General features: G+C 71.6%; 20 protein-coding genes. 11 read left to right on the plus strand and 9 right to left on the minus strand.

Going from position 1 to position 19,346, the window contains the following annotated elements:
- The first annotated feature begins 187 nt into the window (after window positions 1-187).
- Both ACFY1T_RS31515 and ACFY1T_RS31520 read left to right on the plus strand, forming a co-directional pair.
- Window positions 188-1,282 (plus strand): ATP-binding cassette domain-containing protein, encoded by a 1,095-nt coding sequence (locus ACFY1T_RS31515; RefSeq protein ID WP_390791196.1) that lies wholly within the window; start codon window positions 188-190, stop codon window positions 1,280-1,282.
- Window positions 1,279-2,160: an ABC transporter permease gene (locus tag ACFY1T_RS31520; RefSeq protein ID WP_390791197.1), complete on the plus strand. Its 882-nt coding sequence runs from the start codon at window positions 1,279-1,281 to the stop codon at window positions 2,158-2,160. Before ACFY1T_RS31515 ends, ACFY1T_RS31520 begins: the two co-directional genes overlap by 4 nt.
- Window positions 2,161-2,269: 109 nt before the next feature.
- Here the strand turns inward: ACFY1T_RS31520 and rpsN are convergent, their stop codons facing one another.
- Both rpsN and rpmB read right to left on the minus strand, forming a co-directional pair.
- On the minus strand, window positions 2,270-2,575 hold the full coding sequence (gene rpsN / locus ACFY1T_RS31525; protein ID WP_390791198.1) for a 30S ribosomal protein S14: 306 nt from the start codon (window positions 2,573-2,575) through the stop codon (window positions 2,270-2,272).
- Window positions 2,575-2,811, minus strand: a complete 237-nt coding sequence (gene rpmB, locus ACFY1T_RS31530; RefSeq protein WP_390791199.1) for a 50S ribosomal protein L28 — start codon at window positions 2,809-2,811, stop codon at window positions 2,575-2,577. Before rpmB ends, rpsN begins: the two co-directional genes overlap by 1 nt.
- Window positions 2,812-2,878: 67 nt before the next feature.
- Between rpmB and rpmG the strand changes: the two genes are divergently transcribed.
- The 6 genes from rpmG (at window position 2,879) to ACFY1T_RS31560 (ending at window position 6,028) form a co-directional block, all read left to right on the plus strand.
- A complete protein-coding gene (rpmG, locus tag ACFY1T_RS31535; RefSeq protein WP_390791200.1) occupies window positions 2,879-3,043 on the plus strand; it encodes a 50S ribosomal protein L33 in 165 nt (54 codons plus the stop codon).
- A gap of 26 nt (window positions 3,044-3,069) precedes the next feature.
- Window positions 3,070-3,318, plus strand: coding sequence for a type B 50S ribosomal protein L31 (locus tag ACFY1T_RS31540; protein WP_390791201.1), 249 nt, complete (start codon window positions 3,070-3,072; stop codon window positions 3,316-3,318).
- Window positions 3,315-4,457, plus strand: coding sequence for a CobW family GTP-binding protein (locus ACFY1T_RS31545; protein WP_390791202.1), 1,143 nt, complete (start codon window positions 3,315-3,317; stop codon window positions 4,455-4,457). The genes ACFY1T_RS31540 and ACFY1T_RS31545 overlap by 4 nt, the downstream gene beginning before the upstream one ends.
- Before the next feature lie 66 nt (window positions 4,458-4,523).
- Window positions 4,524-4,763 carry a 30S ribosomal protein S18 gene (gene rpsR / locus ACFY1T_RS31550; protein ID WP_390791203.1) on the plus strand — a complete coding sequence of 80 codons (240 nt, stop codon included), beginning with the start codon at window positions 4,524-4,526 and terminating at the stop codon, window positions 4,761-4,763.
- A gap of 56 nt (window positions 4,764-4,819) precedes the next feature.
- Complete coding sequence (locus tag ACFY1T_RS31555; protein WP_390791204.1) at window positions 4,820-5,374, plus strand: DUF6434 domain-containing protein; 555 nt, start codon at window positions 4,820-4,822, stop codon at window positions 5,372-5,374.
- A gap of 162 nt (window positions 5,375-5,536) precedes the next feature.
- Window positions 5,537-6,028: a hypothetical protein gene (locus ACFY1T_RS31560; protein WP_390791205.1), complete on the plus strand. Its 492-nt coding sequence runs from the start codon at window positions 5,537-5,539 to the stop codon at window positions 6,026-6,028.
- 143 nt (window positions 6,029-6,171) lie between these two features.
- Here ACFY1T_RS31560 and ACFY1T_RS31565 read toward each other — a convergent pair whose 3' ends face one another.
- The 4 genes from ACFY1T_RS31565 to ACFY1T_RS31580 are packed head-to-tail and all read right to left on the minus strand — an operon-like array spanning window position 6,172 to window position 12,318.
- A complete protein-coding gene (locus ACFY1T_RS31565) occupies window positions 6,172-6,675 on the minus strand; it encodes a hypothetical protein (protein WP_390791206.1) in 504 nt (167 codons plus the stop codon).
- Window positions 6,672-11,294: a putative T7SS-secreted protein gene (locus ACFY1T_RS31570; protein WP_390791207.1), complete on the minus strand. Its 4,623-nt coding sequence runs from the start codon at window positions 11,292-11,294 to the stop codon at window positions 6,672-6,674. Before ACFY1T_RS31570 ends, ACFY1T_RS31565 begins: the two co-directional genes overlap by 4 nt.
- Window positions 11,294-11,857, minus strand: a complete 564-nt coding sequence (locus ACFY1T_RS31575; RefSeq protein WP_390791208.1) for a hypothetical protein — start codon at window positions 11,855-11,857, stop codon at window positions 11,294-11,296. The genes ACFY1T_RS31570 and ACFY1T_RS31575 overlap by 1 nt, the downstream gene beginning before the upstream one ends.
- Window positions 11,857-12,318 carry an SseB family protein gene (locus ACFY1T_RS31580; RefSeq protein WP_390791209.1) on the minus strand — a complete coding sequence of 154 codons (462 nt, stop codon included), beginning with the start codon at window positions 12,316-12,318 and terminating at the stop codon, window positions 11,857-11,859. The genes ACFY1T_RS31575 and ACFY1T_RS31580 overlap by 1 nt, the downstream gene beginning before the upstream one ends.
- A gap of 487 nt (window positions 12,319-12,805) precedes the next feature.
- Between ACFY1T_RS31580 and ACFY1T_RS31585 the strand changes: the two genes are divergently transcribed.
- Window positions 12,806-13,111, plus strand: a complete 306-nt coding sequence (locus ACFY1T_RS31585; RefSeq protein ID WP_390791210.1) for a hypothetical protein — start codon at window positions 12,806-12,808, stop codon at window positions 13,109-13,111.
- A 112-nt stretch (window positions 13,112-13,223) separates the two neighbouring features.
- Here ACFY1T_RS31585 and ACFY1T_RS31590 read toward each other — a convergent pair whose 3' ends face one another.
- The 3 genes from ACFY1T_RS31590 to ACFY1T_RS31600 all read right to left on the minus strand — a co-directional run bounded on the left by ACFY1T_RS31590 (window position 13,224) and on the right by ACFY1T_RS31600 (window position 16,557).
- Window positions 13,224-13,832 carry a hypothetical protein gene (locus tag ACFY1T_RS31590; protein WP_390791211.1) on the minus strand — a complete coding sequence of 203 codons (609 nt, stop codon included), beginning with the start codon at window positions 13,830-13,832 and terminating at the stop codon, window positions 13,224-13,226.
- Between the two features lie 70 nt (window positions 13,833-13,902).
- Complete coding sequence (locus ACFY1T_RS31595) at window positions 13,903-15,207, minus strand: M48 family metallopeptidase (RefSeq protein ID WP_390791212.1); 1,305 nt, start codon at window positions 15,205-15,207, stop codon at window positions 13,903-13,905.
- A gap of 126 nt (window positions 15,208-15,333) precedes the next feature.
- Window positions 15,334-16,557, minus strand: a complete 1,224-nt coding sequence (locus tag ACFY1T_RS31600) for a phosphatidylserine/phosphatidylglycerophosphate/cardiolipin synthase family protein (protein WP_390791213.1) — start codon at window positions 16,555-16,557, stop codon at window positions 15,334-15,336.
- A gap of 255 nt (window positions 16,558-16,812) precedes the next feature.
- Here ACFY1T_RS31600 and ACFY1T_RS31605 point away from each other — a divergent pair, with 255 nt between their 5' ends.
- Together ACFY1T_RS31605 and ACFY1T_RS31610 are read left to right on the plus strand one after the other, a co-directional pair.
- Window positions 16,813-18,303, plus strand: coding sequence for an MFS transporter (locus tag ACFY1T_RS31605; RefSeq protein WP_390791214.1), 1,491 nt, complete (start codon window positions 16,813-16,815; stop codon window positions 18,301-18,303).
- Between the two features lie 94 nt (window positions 18,304-18,397).
- Window positions 18,398-19,276: a YihY/virulence factor BrkB family protein gene (locus ACFY1T_RS31610; RefSeq protein WP_390791215.1), complete on the plus strand. Its 879-nt coding sequence runs from the start codon at window positions 18,398-18,400 to the stop codon at window positions 19,274-19,276.
- Window positions 19,277-19,346 lie beyond the last annotated feature (70 nt).

The following is a 19,346-nucleotide window of genomic DNA, read 5'->3' on the forward strand; positions in this document are numbered from 1 at the left end:
TCTGCCGGGGGCGGTGGGGGGGGCGGGGGATTCACCCCCCCCACCACCGCGGCCGCCCCCCCCCCCCGCGCCCCCCCCCCCCCCCCGGGGGGGGGGGGGGCCCCCCGGGCCCCCCCCCCCGGCCGGAGTCAAGGCCGCTGCGGCCGGCAGGCCTGCGGAAGACACCCCCGTAGACGAGGACTCGACCATGCAGCCACGTGCCGGTGACGACGCACCCGCCCGGACAACCCTGCCGACCACCGCTCTCACCGACCGGGACACCGTCCAGAGCCGGGCGGAGCCGGTGTACGCCATCACCACCCGCGGTCTCGTCAAGAGCTACCCGGGCCCGGACGGGACCACCACCCACGCCGTTCGCGGCCTCGACCTGGACGTGCTCCAGGGCGAGACGTTCGCCTTCCTCGGCCCCAACGGTGCGGGAAAGTCCACCACCCTCGCCCTGCTCTGCGCCCTGGCCCGCCCCACCGCCGGACAGGCCACGGTGGCGGGCGCAGACGTACTGAACCGGCCGGACCAGGTACGGAAGCTGGTCGGGATGCTCTTCCAGCACAGCGCACTGGATCCGGACCTGACGGCCGAACAGAACCTGCACATCCACGCGCGCCTCTACGGACTGACCCGCGGCCACGCCCGCCTGCGCACCACCGAGACACTCGAACTCGTCGGACTGGCCGACCGGCGGCGCTCCCCGGTGCGCACCCTGTCCGGAGGCATGCGACGCCGCCTGGAACTCGCCCGCGGCCTGCTGCACGCGCCCCGGGTCCTCTTCCTCGACGAACCGACCACCGGACTCGACCCCCACGCCCGTGCCCAAGTCTGGGAGCACCTGCGCACACTGCGCGACCAGCACGGCAGCACGATCTTCGTCACCACCCACTACCTGGAGGAGGCGGAGAACTGCGACCGCCTCGCCATCATCGACCACGGCCGGCTCGTGGCCCAGGGCACACCCCTCGCCCTGAAGGCGGCGATCGGAGACGACCGCGTGTCACTGCGCACCAGCGACGACACGGCAGCAGGCCGGATCGTGCGCCGCACCGCGCCGGCGGACCTCACCGTCACCCTGGACGCCGAGGGCGTGTCCCTGCGGGTACCGGACGGCAGCGCCTGGATCCCGCGCCTGTGCGCGGCGCTGGAATCCCACGGCGTCGCGGTGCACGCCGCCTCGGCCACACCGCCGACGCTCGACGACGTCTTCTTCCACCACACCGGCCGCAGCATCCACACACCCCGGCACCCGGCACCGGTCTCCCCCGCGGCGGCAACCGGGGTGACCCCATGACCGCGCCTTCCCCACCGGCCCCGGACACCACCCGCACCCCGGAGGCTCCCGGGGCCCCCGGCCGCGAGCGGGGCGTCCGCCTGCGCCACGAACTGCGCGCGGTCCACGCCCTGGTCTACCGCGACCTGCTGCGGCTGTCGGCCCAGCGCGCCCACGCCGCGCTCATGCTGCTCCAACCGGTGCTCTACCTCTTCATCCTGGGGGGCGGTCTGGCCGCCCTGATCCCGGATTCCTCACTGGGCACCGGATACCAGGCCTACCTCTTCCCGGGGATGCTGATGATGACGGTGCAGACACCAGCCATCATGGTCGGCATCCGTCTGATCACCGACCGCCAGAGCGGCTATCTGCGCGAACTCCTGATGGCCCCGGTCCGCCGGTCCACCCTGCTCCTCGGAAGCTGCGCGGGCGGCACGATCGTCTCCACGATCCAAGGCGTCGTCCTGCTCGGCCTGGCAGGAGCCGTCGGCCTGCCCTACGACCCCCTCCTCCTGGCCCTGCTCCTGGGCGGGATCGCCCTGACCTCCTTCACGATCACCGCCCTGGCCCTCGCCCTGGCCGTGGGCCTCAACCGGCCCGAGGTCTTCCACATGCTGCTCGGCGTCGTGATGACGCCCCTGCTGTTCCTTTCCGGCGGCTTCTTCCCGATCGAGAACCTGCCGGGCTGGGCCCACACGCTGGCCGCCGCCAACCCGCTCGCGTACGGAGTGGACCTGCTCCGCCGCTGCATCGCACTGCGGGTACCGAACCAGACAGCCACGACGGGCCTCGAATGGCCCACCGGGCAGCCTCCCATACTCCTGGAAAGCGCCCTCCTGCTGGCAGTAGGAGTCACGGCACTGCTCTGGGCCTCCCGGCGCTTCAGCCGGCCTGAATAGCGCGGGACAGGCCCCGCAACCCGTCTCCCCCGCTCGCCCGGCGTGCCCACGTCCCTCCGGAGACGTGGGCACGCCTCGCGTGCGTTGGCGTCCTGGTAGTCCTGGAGGACTACCAGGACGACTTGGTGATTCCGGGGAGGAACCCCGCGTGCGCCTGCTCGCGCATGCGCACCCGGGACAATCCGAACTTGCGGAGGTGTCCGCGGGGCCGGCCGTCCACGCCGTCGCGGTTGCGGACCCGGGTCGCGCTGGCATTGCGGGGCTGCCTGCGCAGTTCCGCCAGCGCCGCCGCGCGTTCGGTCTCCGTGGAGGACGGGCGCCGGATGACCACCTTCAGTTCGGCCCGCCGGGCTGCGTACCGCGCGACGACCGCCTTGCGCTTCTCGTTCAGCGCGATCTTGCTCTGCTTGGCCATCAGACCTTCACCCCCCGGGCACGGATCCGCGCCACGGCGGCCTCCACGCCGATGGCGTCGACGGTCTTGATCGCCTTGGCGGAGAGCTTCAGCCGCACGTAGCGGCCCTCGCCGGGCAGCCAGTACCTCTTGCTCTGGATGTTGGGGTCGAAGCGGCGCGAGGTGCGCCGGTGCGAGTGGGAGATGTTGTTGCCGAAGCCCGGCTGGGCGCCGGTCAGTTGACAGTGGGCGGACAAGGGGTTACCTGCCTCTCTCGGAACGGCTCCTTCTTGATAATGGAAACCATTGTCATATACTAGCGCCATGGCTCGCAACGAAGTACGCCCGATCGTCAAGCTCCGCTCCACGGCGGGGACCGGCCACACGTACGTCACGCGCAAGAACCGGCGCAACGACCCGGACCGCCTGGTGCTGCGCAAATTCGACCCCGTGGTGCGCCGGCACGTCGACTTCCGCGAAGAACGCTGATCCCCTCCCTCCTGAAGGACACCGCCTTGAAGCCTGGAATCCACCCCGCCTACGGCCCCGTCGTCTTTCGCGACAAGGCCGCCGACTTCGCCTTCCTCACGCGCTCGACCGCCACCAGCGACAGGACGGTGGAGTGGGAGGACGGCAACACCTACCCCGTCATCGACGTCGAGATCTCCTCACAGAGCCACCCCTTCTACACCGGCACCGCCCGCGTCCTGGACACCGCCGGCCGCGTCGAGCGCTTCCAGCGCCGCTACGGGAGCAAGGCATGACCCTGTCCGTCGCCCTCGTCGCGGGACTCCACTCCGACGCCCGCAGGGAAGTCGTGGACCGGCTGCTGCGCACCGTTCCCGGCAGCATCGCCCTCCACCACGACCTGGCCACCGCGCCGGCGGGCACGGTGCTGCGGCTGGTGCGCGACACCTCGGGAGAGCTGTCCCGGAGCGAGGCGCCCCTCGTCAACGACTGCGCCTGCTGCGCCCTGCGGGAGGACCTCGTCCCCGAGCTGAAGCGGCTGGCCGACAGCGGCCTCACCCGGCTGGCCGTGGTCGAGCTCTGGGACTCGGTCGAGCCCAAGGGGATGGCCGAGGTCGTGGTCGCACACGGCGCCGGCGTGCTCGACCTCACCGGAGTGATCACCGCCGTCGACCCCGCGCTCGTGCTGCCGTACCTGGTCAACGGCGACGACCTGGCCGACGTGGGACTCGCCGCGGCGGCCTCCGACCGGCGCACCGTCGGCGACACCTGGGCCCGGCAGCTCGAGTACGCCCCCGTACTCGCCCTCGTCGACAGCGAAGACGCCGACGACGAGGACCGCGCCCTTCTCGCACAGCTCCACCCGACCGCCCGACAGGTTCCCGCCCATTCCGGAGAACTCGCCCGGCTGGCCTTCGCCGGCTTCGACGCGGAGGCGGCAGCCGCCGCCCAGCATCCGGCCTGCGCGCTGCTCCCCCAGGAAGCGGAGGAAGCGGGCGTGACCACCCTGGTCTGGCACCGCCGCCGCCCCTTCCACCCCGAACGCCTCTACGAGGCCCTGGAAGAGCTCTGCTGCGCCGCCGCCCGCAGCCGCGGCCGGTTCTGGCTCGCCGACCGCCCCGACACCCTGCTCTCCTGGGACGCCGCGGGCGGCGCCCTCTGCGTGGAGAACGCCGGACCCTGGCTGGCGTCCCTCCCGGACGCGGCGTGGGAGATGGTGCCGCCGATGCGCAGGGCGGCGGCTTCGCTCGACTGGCACTCCGAACACGGCGACTGCTGTCAGCACCTCGTCTTCACCTCCCCCGGCCTCGACCGGCACGGGCTGGAACAACTCCTCGATGCCTGCCTGCTCACCGATGCCGAATACGCGGCGGGCCGGGAGGGGTGGAAAACGCTCCCCGCCGCCTTCGACTCCCTCCTCGACCCGGTGTCCTGACCACCGGACGACCCGATGCCCTGACAATCCGACGACCCGACGACCCGACGACCACGAGGAACACTCATGGCCCGCCGCCACGCCCCGCACAAGCCCCTGGGGTCCCGCCCCAACCCACTGGACGCAGCGGAGATCACCTACATCGACTACAAGGACACCGACCTGCTGCGGAAGTTCATCTCCGACCGAGGCAAGATCCGCAGCCGCCGCGTCACGCGTGTCACGGCGCAGCAGCAGCGGCAGCTCGCCTCAGCGGTCAAGAACGCCCGCGAGATGGCACTGCTCCCCTACGGCAGCTGCCGATAGAGCGGCGACGGCGACCGCTCGGCGGCCCCTCGGCCGCGGCTCTGTAGTATGTGAACGTGCGTTCGAATTCAATGGAGAGCCGGCCTGCCCTGACCCCGGCACTGACCGCGGCGGAATTGCTGCGCTGGTACTGGACACTGGCGGAACTCTCGGCGCTCGCCCGGGAGATGGGCCTGTCCGCCGGGGGCGGGAAGGCGGCGGTGACGGCCCGGCTGGCCGCCGCACTCGACGGGAACCGGCCGCCGGAGCCGGTGCGGGCCCCGCGCCGCGGCGGGCGCCGGCTCGCGGCCCCCGTCGACGGCGACACCGTGATCCCGCAGGGGCAGCCGTGCAGCCAGGTGCTCCGGGAGTTCTTCGTCCGGGAGATCGGACCCGGATTCCACTTCGACGCCTTCATGCGCGACTACGTGGCACAGCACGCGGGACACACGCTCGCCGAAGCCGTCGCCCACTGGCACGCCACCCGCGCCCGGGCCGCCGAACCCCGCGAGGTCGCCGCCCAGTTCGAGTTCAACCGGTTCCTGCGCGACTGGCACGCCCGCCACCCGCAGGGCACGCGCCAGCAGGCCCTGGCCGCCTGGCGGGACCACCGCGCCCTCCCGAAGCACTGAACATGCGGGTCCGTCGGGGCGTTCCGGTGAGACGGGTACCCGCCAGTAGGTTTCCAACATGGCTTGTTTACAGTTGTCTTGACTGACCGCCAGCGATGTTCGACGCCGGCGGGAGAGCGTGCGTGCGGCGGCGTGCCGTCGCGCGCGGGAACGAAGGAAATCATGGGTTCGATACACCAGCGCGTCGGCGCGGTCCTCGGTACGGCCGCCCTGTTCATCGGCGTGACGCTCACGGCGGGGGCCGCAACGGCCAGCGCCGACGAGACGGGCGACCTCTCGACCGACATCGATGTCTCGCTGTCCACGACCGGGGTCTCGGGCCTCACCGCGATGTCGGCGGACGGGTCGTACACGATCAACATCATCAGCCCCAGGGACGGCCACGACATGGGCTTCGCCCGGTGGAACGCCGACCCGCAGCCCGCGCCCAACATCCCGGGCGACTCCCTCGTCGCCAAGGACATCAGCCCCGACGGCTGGGCGGTCGAGGCCGAGCTGAGCACCGGCCGCGTCGCTTCCACGCGCGGCCACAAGGCGATCTACATCGCGGTCGCTTCCGGCAACCTGCCCGAGGGGCACCCGTACAAGCTGCGTGGGTGCATCGTCAAGGGCAGCGAGCGCAAGTGCACGCCTTGGCACGCCGTCCGCGCCTGATCCTCTGAAGGCCCGGGTGAGCGCGGGCTGTTCACGCCGTGGCGGGAACCGCTCCGTGACGCGGCTCCCGCTCGGTGTCCCCTTGTCCCGCGCCCCCGCCGGTACGGTCCTTCGGGAACCCGCGCATCACCACCGTCGGCGGTTCAGCCCGCTCGTACGGGGGCCCACAGGCTGACGCTCCACACGTCCCCGTGGCCCGCGTGGTAGCCCCTTTCCTCCTCCTCGTCGTCCACGACGAGTACGGACACGCACGACTTCGGCGCCCGGTACTCCAGGAAGCCTCCCTGGTCGCCGACCGTGAACTCCGGGGCCGAAGGCGTCTCGGAGAGCGCCTGCCGCACCTCGGCCCACGCCGTGTACGGGGCGAACTCGACGCCCGTGCCGGCGGCCCACCGGGCCGCCAGCTCCGGGGCGTTCGCGAGGCGGTGCAGCTCGATCGAGCCGCCGGACATCACCCACTCCTCCCCGGGGTTGAAGTAGAACTCGACGAAGCCGTAGTCGCGGCGCAGCGAGACTCCGCCCTCACCGACGACATCGACGCAGCGGTGCTGCAGGGCCCGGTCCACCTCGGCGAGGGTGGAGCCGATGCCGATGCCGTGCAGGCGCCCGGTCGTGATGAACGAGGCGAGGAATTCAATGCCGGTCACGGCCAATTCTCCAGTTTGTCGATCAGGGCCTGCATCTCCGCGGAGCGGTTCTGCGAGTTGCCCCAGTTGTGGGTGTCCATGTGCTCCTTGGCCGACTTGGCCTTGGCCAGGAGGTCTGCGCGCAGCTTGGGGTCGTTGTTCACCGCGTCCACGGCCTGCTGGACGCTCTTGTCCGAGGCCCAGCCGTCCTCCAGCCGGATGGGGGCGCCCTGGATGTTGCCGTCCTTGTCCACCGTGATGCTGACCTCGTGCTCCTTCCCCTTCTTGAGCGGGATGTGGATGTGCGCGCCCTTCGTCGCCCAGTCGGAGGCGACCGGGGACACCCGGATCTTGCAGGGCTTCAGGCCGAGGGGGTCGGACCAGGTGTGCGGGTTGTGCACGTACGTCGCCGGATTGGGGGCGGGGTCGAGGCCGAGCGGGTCGTTGCTGAGGTAGCGGGCCGTCTCGGGGTCGTAGTGCCGGTGGAGGTTGTAGTGGAGGCCGGTCTCGGGGTCGAAGTACTGGCCGGGGAAGCGCAGGGGCGTGTACGCCGTGCTCCCGCTCGCCCACGTCGTCGTGCCCCACAGCGTGCTGCGGGTCCGCCAGGCGAGGTCGCCGGACTCGTCGACGAGTTCGGTGGGGGCGCCGACGAGGTCGGTGACCATCGCGTAGAACCGGGCGTCCACGGCCTCCTGCGGCGTGTCGCCGCCGATCCTGCGCTCGGTCTGCGCGACCGGCCGCAGCCCCAGGTGGTCCCAGGTGAGCGCGACGGGCAGCGGCAGGGCGCCGCCCTGGCTGACCTGTTCGCACAGCGTGGCGCCCTCCCAGGTGAAGAGGGTCTCCTCGAGGACGGTACGGCCGTCGTCGGCGAGCCGCTGCTTGGAGGTGCGCCGGCCGAGGGGGTCGTAGCGGTAGCGCCACACCGTGCCGTCCGGCGTCACGGTGGAGGTCAGCCGGTCCTCCGAATCCCACGTGTAGTGCCAGGTGTCCGGCTTGCGTGACAGGCGCGCCTTCTGCCGCAGGACGGTGCGGCCCTGCACGTCGTGCTCGTATCGGACCGCGCCGGCCCGCGTGATGCGGGTGCCCTCGAACGCCCGCGGGCCGGTCGCCTCCTGGCCGGGGTGGCTCGCGGGCCAGGCCGCGGCGGTCTGGTTGCCCGCCGCGTCGTACGCGTACGTCTCCGACCAGTCGGCGGCGTGCACGGCGGTGACGCGGCCCATCGCGTCGAGGTCGAAGCGGCGCGTCCCGGAGAGCTGGTCCTCGACGGCGGCCAGGTGCCCGTCCGCGCGGTAGGAGTACGCCCGGCGCTGCAGGGTGCGGCCGCGACCCGATATCCGCTGCTCGGCCAGGCGCCCGCCCGCGTCGAAGCGGTGGGCGAGGGCCACCGTCCCGCCGAGGCGCCGGACGAGTTCCCGGCCGGCCGCGTCGCGCTCGAAGGCGAGCGTACGGCCGCATGAGGTGAGTTCCGCGGGCCGGCCGGCGGCGTCGTAGGTGCGCGTGGTGACGGCGCCGCTGGGGGTGGTCCGCTGCGTGAGCCGGCCCAGTGCGTCGTAGTCGTAGGTCAGCTCGCGGCCGTCGACCGTCTCGGACTTGAGCCGTCCGTGGCGGTCCCGCAGGCGTACCAGCGTCACGTCCGCGTTGGCCGCCACCGCGAGTTCGTCGAAGACGTCGTATTCGTAGGTGGTGACGGCGCCCTCGCTGTTCTTCCGGAGGACCTGGCCGAGGGCGTTGCGTTCGAAGCGGGTGGTCTGCCCGAGCCCGTTCACCCGCTCGGTCAGCCGTCCGGCGCTGTCGTACCGGTAGTGCAGCGAGCGGTCGTCGAAGTCGGTCTCGGACATGGTCCGGCCGGCGGCGTCGTACTCGTAGTCCCAGGTCAGGCCCTGAGGGTTGGTGACGCGCGTGAGTTGCAGGTTGACGTTGTGCCGGAACTCGTACCGCGACCCGTCCGAGTCGGTCCGGGCCGCCAGCAGGTCGAAGTCCGTGTACTCGTACTCGGTGCTCTGGCCCAGGGCGTCGGTGTGGGTGCGGCAGTTGCCCTCCCCGTCGTACGTCCACGTCCGGCGCGCGCCGTCCGGTTCGGTGCACGTCGCGATCAGGCTTTCGACCGTCCACTCGAACCGGGTGACCGCTCCGAGCGGGTCGGTGATGGCCGTCGGTCTGCCGAACGCGTCGCGTTCGTAGCGCGTCACGGCGCCCAGCGGGTCGGTGACCTCCATCGGCAGGCCGGCGGCGTTGCACCGCACGGTCGTGGTGGCGCCGAGCGCGTCGGTCACCGAGGTGAGGTGTCCCGCCTCGTCGTAGGCGTAGCGGGTGGTCGCCCCGGTGGCGTCCGTGTACGAGGTGCGGTTGCCCCGCTCGTCGTAGGCCTGGCGGACGACGGTGCCGTCGGCATGGGTGAGGCGCACGGGCAGGCCGAGTTCGTTGTGCTCCGCGCGCACCTGCCGGCCGTCCGGGCGCACGACGCCGGTGAGCCGGCCCTCGTCGTCGTACTCGGAGAGCGTGAGGTGGCCGAGGGGGTCGGTCTGGGAGAGCAGCCGGTGGTGGCGGTCGAAGGTCGACCGGGTGACCGCTCCCGTCGGGTCGATCCGTCCGACGACCTGGACCCGGTCGTTCACGAGGTACCGGGTGGTGTTTCCCAGCCCGTCGGTGATGGAGGTGAGGCGCAGGCCGGTTTCCGGGTCGGTGTCGTCCCAGGTGAACCGGGCCGCCATGTGGCCATTGCCGCCCGCCTGGGCGGTGCAGCGGTGGCGTTCGTCGTAGACGTAGTCGAACCGGCCGCCGTTGGTGTCCGTCCACGAGGTGATCCGCCCGTGGACGTCGTATCCGAACCGCACGGGGCGGCCGCTGGAGTTGGTGACGTCGGTGAGGTGGCCGTCGGTGTAGCCGTACCGGAGGATCTCCTGGTCGGTGCCGTCCTGCGCGGCTGCGGCAAGGTGCAGGGCAGTGACGCGGCCCTCGGCGGTGGTGATCTTCAGGTGCTGGCCGCCGTGGTGGACGACGGCCTGCGGCGCGCCGCTCGCGTCGTACTCGAACGCGATCCACCGGCCGTTGCGGTCGTCGATCTGCGTCAGCAGTGCCGGCTCGCCGTCGGGGCGCTCGGTGAAGTGCCGGACAATGCCGGTCTCCGGGTCGGTGAGCACGTAGGTGTCGCGGTCGCGGTCCAGGGGCCACCGCCGGCGTCCGTGCGTCGGCAGTACGGGTACGCCCGGGGCAGGGTGCGGGTACGCCAGCAGGCTGCCGTCCTCACATACGAGGACGACGCCTTCGGAGTCGATTTCCAGCCTCTGGTCGACGGTCGAGGACCAGGACGGCCCGAACCACCGGCCCGCCCGGTAGGACGACTCGAAGGTCCGGGTGAAGACCAGGGGGAACGAGCCCGGGAGCGCGATGTCGGTCTGCGGCAGGACCATCCGGCCGGTGGCCATGTCGACGGGGTCCCCGTCGCACACGACCTCCTTGGGCGATCGCCCCGTGCCTTCGGGGTCGGCGCCGTGGGGACCGCGCCCCTTGCCGGTCGGCACGTCGTCGAGGTGCTTGGCTATCGAGCCGGCCTTCTTGAGGGAGCCGAGGCCCTTGGAGCCGACGAGTTCGGGCAGGAGTTTGCCGACGCCTTCGCTCGGGTCCTTCATGAACTCGTCGAGCATCTGCTTGCCCGCGCCCCAGGGGTCGTTGGCCGCGGTGACCAGGCCCGCGGCCGTCGAGTTGAGGTGCGTCAGGTACTCGGCGGGGTGGGTCAGGTTGTAGGGGTCCATGGGGTTGAGGCCGCGGGCGAAGGTGAGCATGCCGGCCGTGCCCTTGATGACGCCGCCCGCCAGGTGCGTCTTGGCGAGTTCCAGGTAGTCCAGGCCGTCGCCGAGCTGCTGGGCGTACGAGGGCTTGGGCGGAGCGGCGTCGCGGGCCGCGCGGACCGCCGTACGCGTCGTTTCCGCGACCTCGTTGCGCTGTCTGCGGGCGCTGTCGAGCTTGTCCTGCGCGGCGGTCGCCAGGGCCTTGCCGGGGTCTACGAAGTCCTTGGCGTCGACCGGCCTGGGCGGCAGGGGGTCCTTCTTCGCCTCCACCGCGTCCTTGTAGGCGCCGACCTGCTTGTTGTGCGCGTTGCGGGCATCGGTGGAAACCTTCTGGGCATGCTCGTACTCCGCCAGGGCCTCCTTGGCCTGGCCCTGCGCCCACTCGACGGTCTCGGCGAATCGGCCCATCGCCTCGGCGGCCTTCCCGAACGCCTCGGCCGCCTTGAACCAACGGGGCGGTTCCTTGGCCACCGCCTTCTGGAAGGCGTCCGCGGCCTTGCCCTTGAGGCCGTCGGGTTCTCCGATGCCCTTGAGGCCGTTGCCGACCTGGTCGAAGGAGGTCTTGAAGTCGTTCAGGTGCGAAACCTGGGCACGGATCTTGGAGACGCTGCCGTAGACCAGCTTCTTCGGGTCGTCGGTCTGGCCTAGCTCCATCTCCGCGACGTCCGCGCCGAGCACGTTGGCGGCGGAGCGGCTCTTTTCCCGGATCCAGTCCCCGGCTTCGTCGAGGCCGACCTCCTCCGCGAGGTCGGCCGTCTTGTCGCCGGCCCACTCGACGGCGTCGCCGACCTTCTCGACCGCGTCCTCGGCCACGTCCTCGACCGAGTCGGGTATGAAGTCGCGCCAGCCCATCAGTTACCGCCCCCATTGCCGCCGGCCTGGTCCAGCAGGTCCTTCAGCGAACCGATCTTGCCGGTGGAGGTCACCTTGTCCTTGGTGTCCGACCAGGTCTTCTCGATGTCCTCGGCGCCCTTCTCGAAGGACTCCTGGCTGTAGTCCGGCTTGTAGACGTCCGCGCTGAAGATGTCCCCCCAGCTCTTCTGTTCGATCTCGTCCTCGGTCGCGTGCGGGTTTCCGTAGCCCGCGTTGACGGCCACCTTGAACGCGCCGCCGATGTACTGCTCTTCCTCCCACACCGTGCCCGCGGCGATGCCGAGGTTCCCGGCGAGGGTGGAGGCGTCCTGGATCAGCGAGCGCACGCCCCACTCCCAGCGCTCGCAGAAGTCCTCGAAGTCGGTGGCCAGCCCGGCGTGCCCGGCCTCCATCCCCGTCATCGACAGGTCGCTGAGACCCTCGCCCTGCGAGGCTCCCGCCGCGTCCGAGGACTCGCGCAGCTCGGAGATCGCCGCGCGCAGGCCGTCCCGGATGTTCTTGACGGCCGCCGGAGAGACCTCGAGGTCCCCGTCGCCCGCCATCAGGCCACGTCCGCGGCGTCGCCTGCGTCCACGGCGTACGCGTCGGGGACGATTCCCTTGACCGGCGGGAAGAACATGGACCCGTCCTCGTCTGCCACGTTCACGGCGACCCCCGCCGGTCCGTCGACCATCGGGACCACCGCGTCCACGAGCCGGGCGCCGAGGATCGCGAGGTACTCCCACTCCCGGTCGGCGGCGCCGCGCGCCCGAGCGAACCGGGCCAGCGCCTCCTCGTCCGTGAAGGCGTAGAACCAGCGGATCCCACCCTGCACCGCGGACATCAGGCCACTGTGGGCGATGCCGTCGGACTCGCCGGAGCCGGCGGCTCCGTCGGCTCGGTCGGTTACGCCGGTCGGGAGCGTCAGCGGTACGAGCAGCGCGGCCCGGCGGAACTCGCCGATCAGCCGCGCCGGATCACCGCTGCCCTCCCGTATGGCTGCTATTTCCTCGATCAGTTCCATGTCGTCATCCCCCGTGTACCGCTCAGCGCGCCAGTAGGAACCGTACCTCGGATGATTGATTCACTCGTGGAAGCGCCCTGCCGTGTCCCGCCTCCGGGCAGGCCTGCGCCGACCGCGGCCCGGAAGGCTGACGCGGACTTCGGCAGGCGCGCAGCAGAGCGCCTCAGCCGTGGCTGCCCTTTTCGGGGCCGGCATGGCCAGGCCCTCGTCGAGCTCAGTCCCGCCAGTTCGCCGGACCGAAGCAGCACACGGGCAACACCGTGACTCCGGTCACGGTGTCACGGATCCTCAGGCCACCGGGAGCGACGACGGACTCCGCCGCACCAGACGCCGTACCGCGGTGGGCCACAGGGCGAAGTCCGCGGCCTCGCAGGTGTCCAGTACAGCATTCGTGACCGCCGCCTAATACGACCGGCTCACCTCCCAGAAGGCGCCTTCGGGCAAGCGCTGGTTCTACAACGGTCCCGGTGAGCGGCCGGTAGGCGCCGTGCTGCAGATCAACGCCGTCAAGTGGGACGCGCGCCTCGCCGAGGAGAAGCGCTCGGACACCATGTCCCAAGAGCTGCGCAATTTCTTCGCCGGAGCCCGGGCGACCGAGGTCACCGGCTTCGAAGCGGGCCCCTGGGGCGGCCAGTTGAGCTGCGGCTTCCTGCCGGCCGCCGAACGCCCGATCGTCTGCGCATGGACCGACTCCGGCACATCCGGCCAGGTGATCCTCGCGGACGAGAAGAGCTTCTCCGAGGCCGCCGGGATCGCCCTGCAGTTCCGCACCGCCTCGGAGCAGCGCACCTGACGCGCCGCGCGCACCCTCCCCGGCAGCCCGCCCACGCGTTGGCCCGTTCGGCGACCGTGAATGCGCGGGCCACCCGGTGCGCCACCGCCGCTGCGCCGCGGATCCGGCCGAGTCAGCCGTCGAACCAGACGACCAGGCGGACCCCCTCGTCGCCGTACCGGCTCGCCAGGGTACGCATCACCGACCAGACGGCGCCCCACTCGCCGTCGAGCACGGCGTCCTTCCTCCTCAGGCGGCCGACCCGGAAGAGACGATCGCCGTCGAGCCACTCGGTCCCGTCGGGGTAGGTACGGCCTGCCCGGTAGAGAGCCTCGGGGGCGGCGGGGCGGGCCAGCTCGGCGAAGCGGTCGAGGCCGGTGTTCCGGCCGTGCATCTCCCAGGTCCCCTCCGGGCCGCGGCGGAACTCGTGGACGCAGTCGTCGACCTCGTTCGCGGCCTCGTCCCAGTCCGCGGCCGCCAGCTCCGCCCACGTGATCCAGGACGCACCCGCCGCATCGGGGCTCCAGGACGCGAAGCCGGCAAGGCTCTCGGGCGAAACGTCAGCCGGTAGTCCGCGGTATTCCGCGAGCGGGCGGAACGACGTGGCGTCGCGCACGCCGAACAGGGCCCCGAAGGCAGCGTAGGAACGCCCGTCGTAGAGGTGCGCGATGTCGATCGCACCGTTCCAGCGGCGGTCGTCCTCATCGCGACATTCGATGAACCCGTGCATGTCCGTCCCCATGACCTGGATTGTTCTGCGTCGAGGAGAGGCGCGCGACGGGTTTTCCGGCTGCGGACGTGGTGGGCGGGGGTCAGTGCGCGTAGTCCCGGATGACTCGGCGGGCCAGGGTGGCGCGGGCCGGGGACAGTTCCTGCGCCACCGCCGCAGCGCGGTCCTCGTCGTACGTGACCTGCGCCGTGTACGGGCCGCCCGCCGCCGCGCACCGGCGGCGCAGATGGGTCGGCGGGTGCGTGCTGTCCACGCGGTGCCCGCGCCGGGCCGCCACCCGGCGCAGCCGCTCGTACTCGTGCTCCGGGACGGCGGCCATGTGCGCGGCCAGCCGCTCCCACAGCCCTCGTTCCGCCGCGTCGCGTGCCCCGCGGCCGGCCGCGCCCCCCTGCATCTGGGCGGCCGCCGATTCCCGGCGCAGCTCGGAACCGACCGCCCGGCTGACCAGCAGGCGGTCCATCAAGCCGACGGCCGCCTCCGTGGACCCGGCCCTGGCCGCGCTGACGTCGGCCAGGTACTCGGCTCGCTGCGAGGCCCGCAGGGTCAGGTGGTCGAGGAGCACGAGCAGTCCGTACACCGTCCACCGGGGCGGGAACGTCACCGCGTTCACGAACCAGTCCATCAGCCCCTGCGGGCGGTTCGGCGCCAGCACGTAGAACCAGGTGGACAGCGCCTTCAGCGCTCCGCCCGTCATGATGCCGCGCCGGGTGTCCCCGTGGGCGAAGTGGCCCAGCTCGTGGCCCAGCAGCGCCACCCGCTCCTGGGGCAGGAGGATCTCCCACAGTCCGAGGCCCAGGATCATCATGCGCCGTGCCCGCAGGCCGTACGTGGTCACCGCCGCTTCGGCCTCGGCGCCGACCACCACCGCGTGTACCCCGGCAGTCCCCACTGCGGCCCCCACCTCGTCGATCAGCTCGAACAGCCGCGGCGCGTCGGCCCGGTACAGCACGGGCGCGTGCTTGGGCAGCCGCCCGGGCCGGGGCCGCAGCACCGCCGCGAGGCCGAGCAGCAACGCGCCCAGCACGGGTTGTACGCCCGTGTCCCAGCCCAGCACGATCAGCAGGATCCCGGTCACCAGCAGCAGCACGGTCACGCCGTGCACCAGCAGGGAGAGCGCGAACGCCGACACGGTCGCGGCATCGCGCCCCACGGGCCCGCTCCGGCCCCCGCCCCGCTCCATCTCGGCCGCGAGCTGCTCCCCGTACGTGTGCGCCAGCCTGCGCCGTGCGGCCGGGATCCGGCCCGGCTCGGGGTCCGGCGCGCCCGGATCGACGTTCCAGTCGCACGCGGCGCACCAGTCGACGTACCTGACGTCCACCGGGACCGGGGCCCGGCACTCCGGGCATTCCCGAACGGACGTCGCCTCTGCGGTGCTTCTGCTTCCCATGGTTCCCTCCCCGCCGCAGACCGGAAGAGCTGCGGTCCGGGCAGGATAGGGCGCCCGTACCCGGACCTTGGAACCGGGTCTGACCTGCGCCGTTTGCGCATTTCTGCGCTCACGGTGTCGGGGTGCTCACAGGAAGCGGCGGATCGGCTGTACCGCCAGTTCCCGGGCCCGCTGCAGGGCTGGGCGCCTGTGCCAGCGGCCCTTCACGATCAGTTCGCTCGCCGCGATGTCCTCGTCGAAGTGTCCGTCGAGGACGCCGGTGAACCGCTCGTCGAGGACGGCGAGCATCACCTCTTCGTCGTGGTCGAGGGAGCGCCGGTTGAAGTTGGTCGATCCGACCAGCGCGGCGACGCGGTCGACGGTGATGACCTTCGCGTGCATCATCGTCGGCTGGTACTGGTAGATCTTCACCCCGCGGGCGACGAGGTCCTCGTAGTGGTGCTGGCCCGCGAGCTGGCACACCCGCTTGTCGGTGTGGGGGCCGGGGAGGAGGATCTCCACGTCGACCCCGCGTCCGGCCGTCGCGCACAGCAGATCGACGAAGTACGCGTCGGGTGAGAAGTAGGCGGTGGCCAGGCGGAAGCGTTCCTCGGCGGATTCCAGCATGACCCGCACCAGAGTCTGCATGTCCTGCCAGCCGAAGCTTGCCGAGCCCCGTACGACCTGGACGATCGCGTCGCCTTGCGGGCGATGGTCGATGAACCGGTCGCGGTCGTCGAAGAGTTCGTCGTGGCACTCGGCCCAGTTCTGCGCGAACGCGGCGGCGATCCCGTCGACGGCGGGTCCCCGGACCTCGACGTGCGTGTCGCGCCATTCGTGCTCGTTGCGCGCGTCGCCGCACCATTCCTCGGCGATGCCGACGCCGCCGGTGAACGCGGTCTCCTCGTCGACGACCAGGACCTTGCGGTGGCAGCGGTGGTTCTGCTTGAACGGGGAGAGGTGGAGGGGCTTGCGGAACCAGGCCACCTGCACGCCGGCCTCCTCCATGGCGTCCAGCAGTTCCCTCTCGATCAGCCGGCTGCCGAAGCCGTCGAGCAGCAGCCGGACCCGCACACCGGCGCCGGCCCGCTCGGCGAGGGCCCGGGCGAAGTCGCGGGCTATCTCGCCCTTCCAGTAGACGAAGGTCATCATGTCCACGGTGTGCCGGGCTCTGCGGATGCCGGCCAGCATCGCGGCGAATATCTCGTCCCCGTTGCGCAAGGGGGTGAGGGCATTGCCTTCGGTCGCCGCTATCCCTATCAGGCGCTCCAGGCGCCGCCGGAGCCGGGCCACGCGGGCGTCGGCGGTCGGCACGCTCAGCGTCCGCGGGAGCTCCGGGATCGACTCGGCGGACTCTTGCGTGAGGGTCATGGCGTCTCCTGGACCGTACGGGCTGGGGGAAGGCGTGCAGACACCGTGTGCCCCGTCGGGCGCCGCCTGAACGCACCCGCCGGCACGGCGACGGCCGTCGTGTCCCCCGCTTCCGTGTGTCGCGGCCGGTGTGAAGGGGGCCGCGCGCATGCTGGGTGCTGTCCGGCGCAGGGCCGCGCGGCAGCTGTGGCATGTCCGGACGGTTCGCGGGCACCCGGCAGGGTGGGGGGATCGAGCAGGAGGGAGCAGGGAGCGATGGCATCCGCCTCGTCGCCGGAGGACTCCGCGCCGGCCGCCATGGGCACGGTGACCACGGCCGTGCCGGCCCGTCTCGACCGTCTGCCGTGGTCCCGATGGCACTGGATGATCGTGATCGGCCTCGGCACCGTCTGGATCCTCGACGGGCTCGAGGTCACCATCGTCGGCAACGTCGCCGGACGTCTCGCCGAGGAGGGCAGCGGCCTGGACATCACCGCCGCCCAGGTCACCGGCGTCGCCGCCGCCCTCTATGTGGCGGGCGCCTGCTCGGGGGCGCTGTTCTTCGGCTGGCTGACCGACCGTTACGGCCGCAAGAAGCTCTTCATGGTGACGCTGGTCGTCTATCTGGGTGCGACCGCGATGACCGCGCTGTCGTTCGAGTCCTGGTGGTTCTTCCTCTTCCGGTTCCTCACCGGTTTCGGTATCGGCGGCGAGTACGCGGCCATCAACTCGGCGATCGACGAGCTGATCCCGTCCCTCTACCGGGGCCGGGTCGACCTCATCATCAACGGCACTTACTGGCTGGGCGCGATCGGCGGCGCCCTGCTGTCCGTGGTCATGCTGGACACCGACATCTTTCCGCAGAACCTCGGCTGGCGGCTGAGCTTCGCCCTCGGGGTCGTCCTCGGGCTGGTCGTCCTGCTCGTGCGCAGGCACGTTCCGGAGAGCCCGCGCTGGCAGTTCATCCACGGCCGGGACGAGGACGCCGAGGAACTGGTGGCGTCCGTGGAGCGGAGGATCGAGGAGGAGAAGGGCGAACGGCTGCCGCCGCCGGCCGGTGAGATCACCATCCGGCAGCGCAAGAGCATCGGGTTCGGTCTCATCGCCCGGACGGTCTTCGGCCGTTATCCGCGCCGTGCGGTCCTCGGGCTGGCGCTGTTCATCGGGCAGGCGTTCCTGTACAACGCGATCACCTTCGGCTTCGGCACGATCCTGACGACGTTCTTCGACGTGCCGACGGGGCACACCGGTTACTACTTCGCCGTCATCGCCGCGGGCAACCTCCTCGGCCCCCTGCTGCTCGGCAAGCTGTTCGACACGGTCGGGCGCCGGATCATGATCTCCTCCACGTATCTGCTGTCGGGTGTGCTGCTGTTCGGGACGGCGTGGCTGTTCGACCGGGGTTCGCTGACGGCGACGACGATGACGGCCTGCTGGTGCGTGGTGCTGTTCTTCGCGTCGGCGGGTGCTTCGAGCGCGTACCTGACCGTGTCCGAGGTGTTTCCCATGGAGACCCGGGCCATGGCCATCGCCTTCTTCTACGCCCTCGGTACCGCGGCCGGCGGCATCAGCGGCCCGCTGATCTTCGCCGACCTGACCGAGTCTGGCGTGGTGGGTGACACGGCGCTGGCCTTCCGGATCGGCGCGGCGCTGATGTGCGCCGCAGGTGTGGTGGCAGCCTTCCTCGCGGTCAAGGCGGAGCGGCGTTCGCTGGAGGACATCGCCGAGCCCCTGTCGGTGGCGAAGCCGGCCGCTTCCTCCGACTGACCACCGGGCCGCGCCGGCTGAGCCGCCCAGGACCGGGGTGCTCGGCCGGCGCATGCGGACGGGCCATGTCGGGCACGCGCGCAGGGTGACCGACATGCCCCGCACCGCATCACATCGCAGCCGTCCGCCCGTCCTCGCCCTCGCGGCACGCACCCGCGCCGAGCTGCGGCGTACGGCCGCCCGCGTGTGGACCGACAACCTCGCCGAGCACGCGGCCGCTCTCACCTACTACGCCGTCCTGGCGCTCCTGCCCGCGCTCGTCATCGCGGTCTCCCTCGTGGGACTGCAGGGCGGGGCGACGAGGGAACGGCTGATCAGCGAGCTCACCTCGTACGCTCCTGCGCAGTCGGCGCAGGTGTTGCGCGACGCGCTCGGCGGTCTCGCGGCGGAGCAGTCGTCGGTGTGGGCCCTGCTGATCAGCGGCGTGCTGAGCGCGTTGTGGTCGGCGTGCAGTTATCTGGCGGTGTTCCGCCGTGCCCTGCACGCGATGCACCACGTGCCCGACCGGCGGCCCCCGCTGCGCGCGGCCCACTTGCTGATCGTGAACGCGGCGCTGCTGCTGGTCCTGCTCGTCGTCGCCGCCGTGGGGCTGGTCGTGTCCGGGCCGCTGGCCCGGTGGGTGGCGCAGACCGTCGGTGGGAGCAGCCCGGAGGCCGTCGCGCTCCTGCGCTGGCCCGTACTGCTCGCGGCCGTCACCTTCCTGGTGCTGGTCCTCTTCCGCACCGGACCGGTGCAGAGCCGGGGCACCCGCCGCGGCCTGCCCGGCGGCGTACTGGCGGCCCTGCTCTGGCTGGCCGCCTCGGTGCTGTTCACGCTGTACACGGAGCTGGACACGTACGGCCGGCTCTACGGCTCGCTGGCCGGCATCGTGGTGTTCCTGGTCTGGCTGTGGATCGCCAATCTGGCCCTGCTCACCGGGGCCCAGTTCAACGCCGAACGGGCCCGGGAACCGGCCGCCGGCCAGCGGGTCTGACCGGCGCCGGGGACGGCCGAGGCCGAACGCCGCCAAACGGCGCGGGCGGGGCCCCGTGAGGGGCCCCGCC

Origin of the sequence: Streptomyces sp. NPDC001194, assembly GCF_042896985.1 — a bacterium.
Classification (GTDB): domain Bacteria; phylum Actinomycetota; class Actinomycetes; order Streptomycetales; family Streptomycetaceae; genus Streptomyces.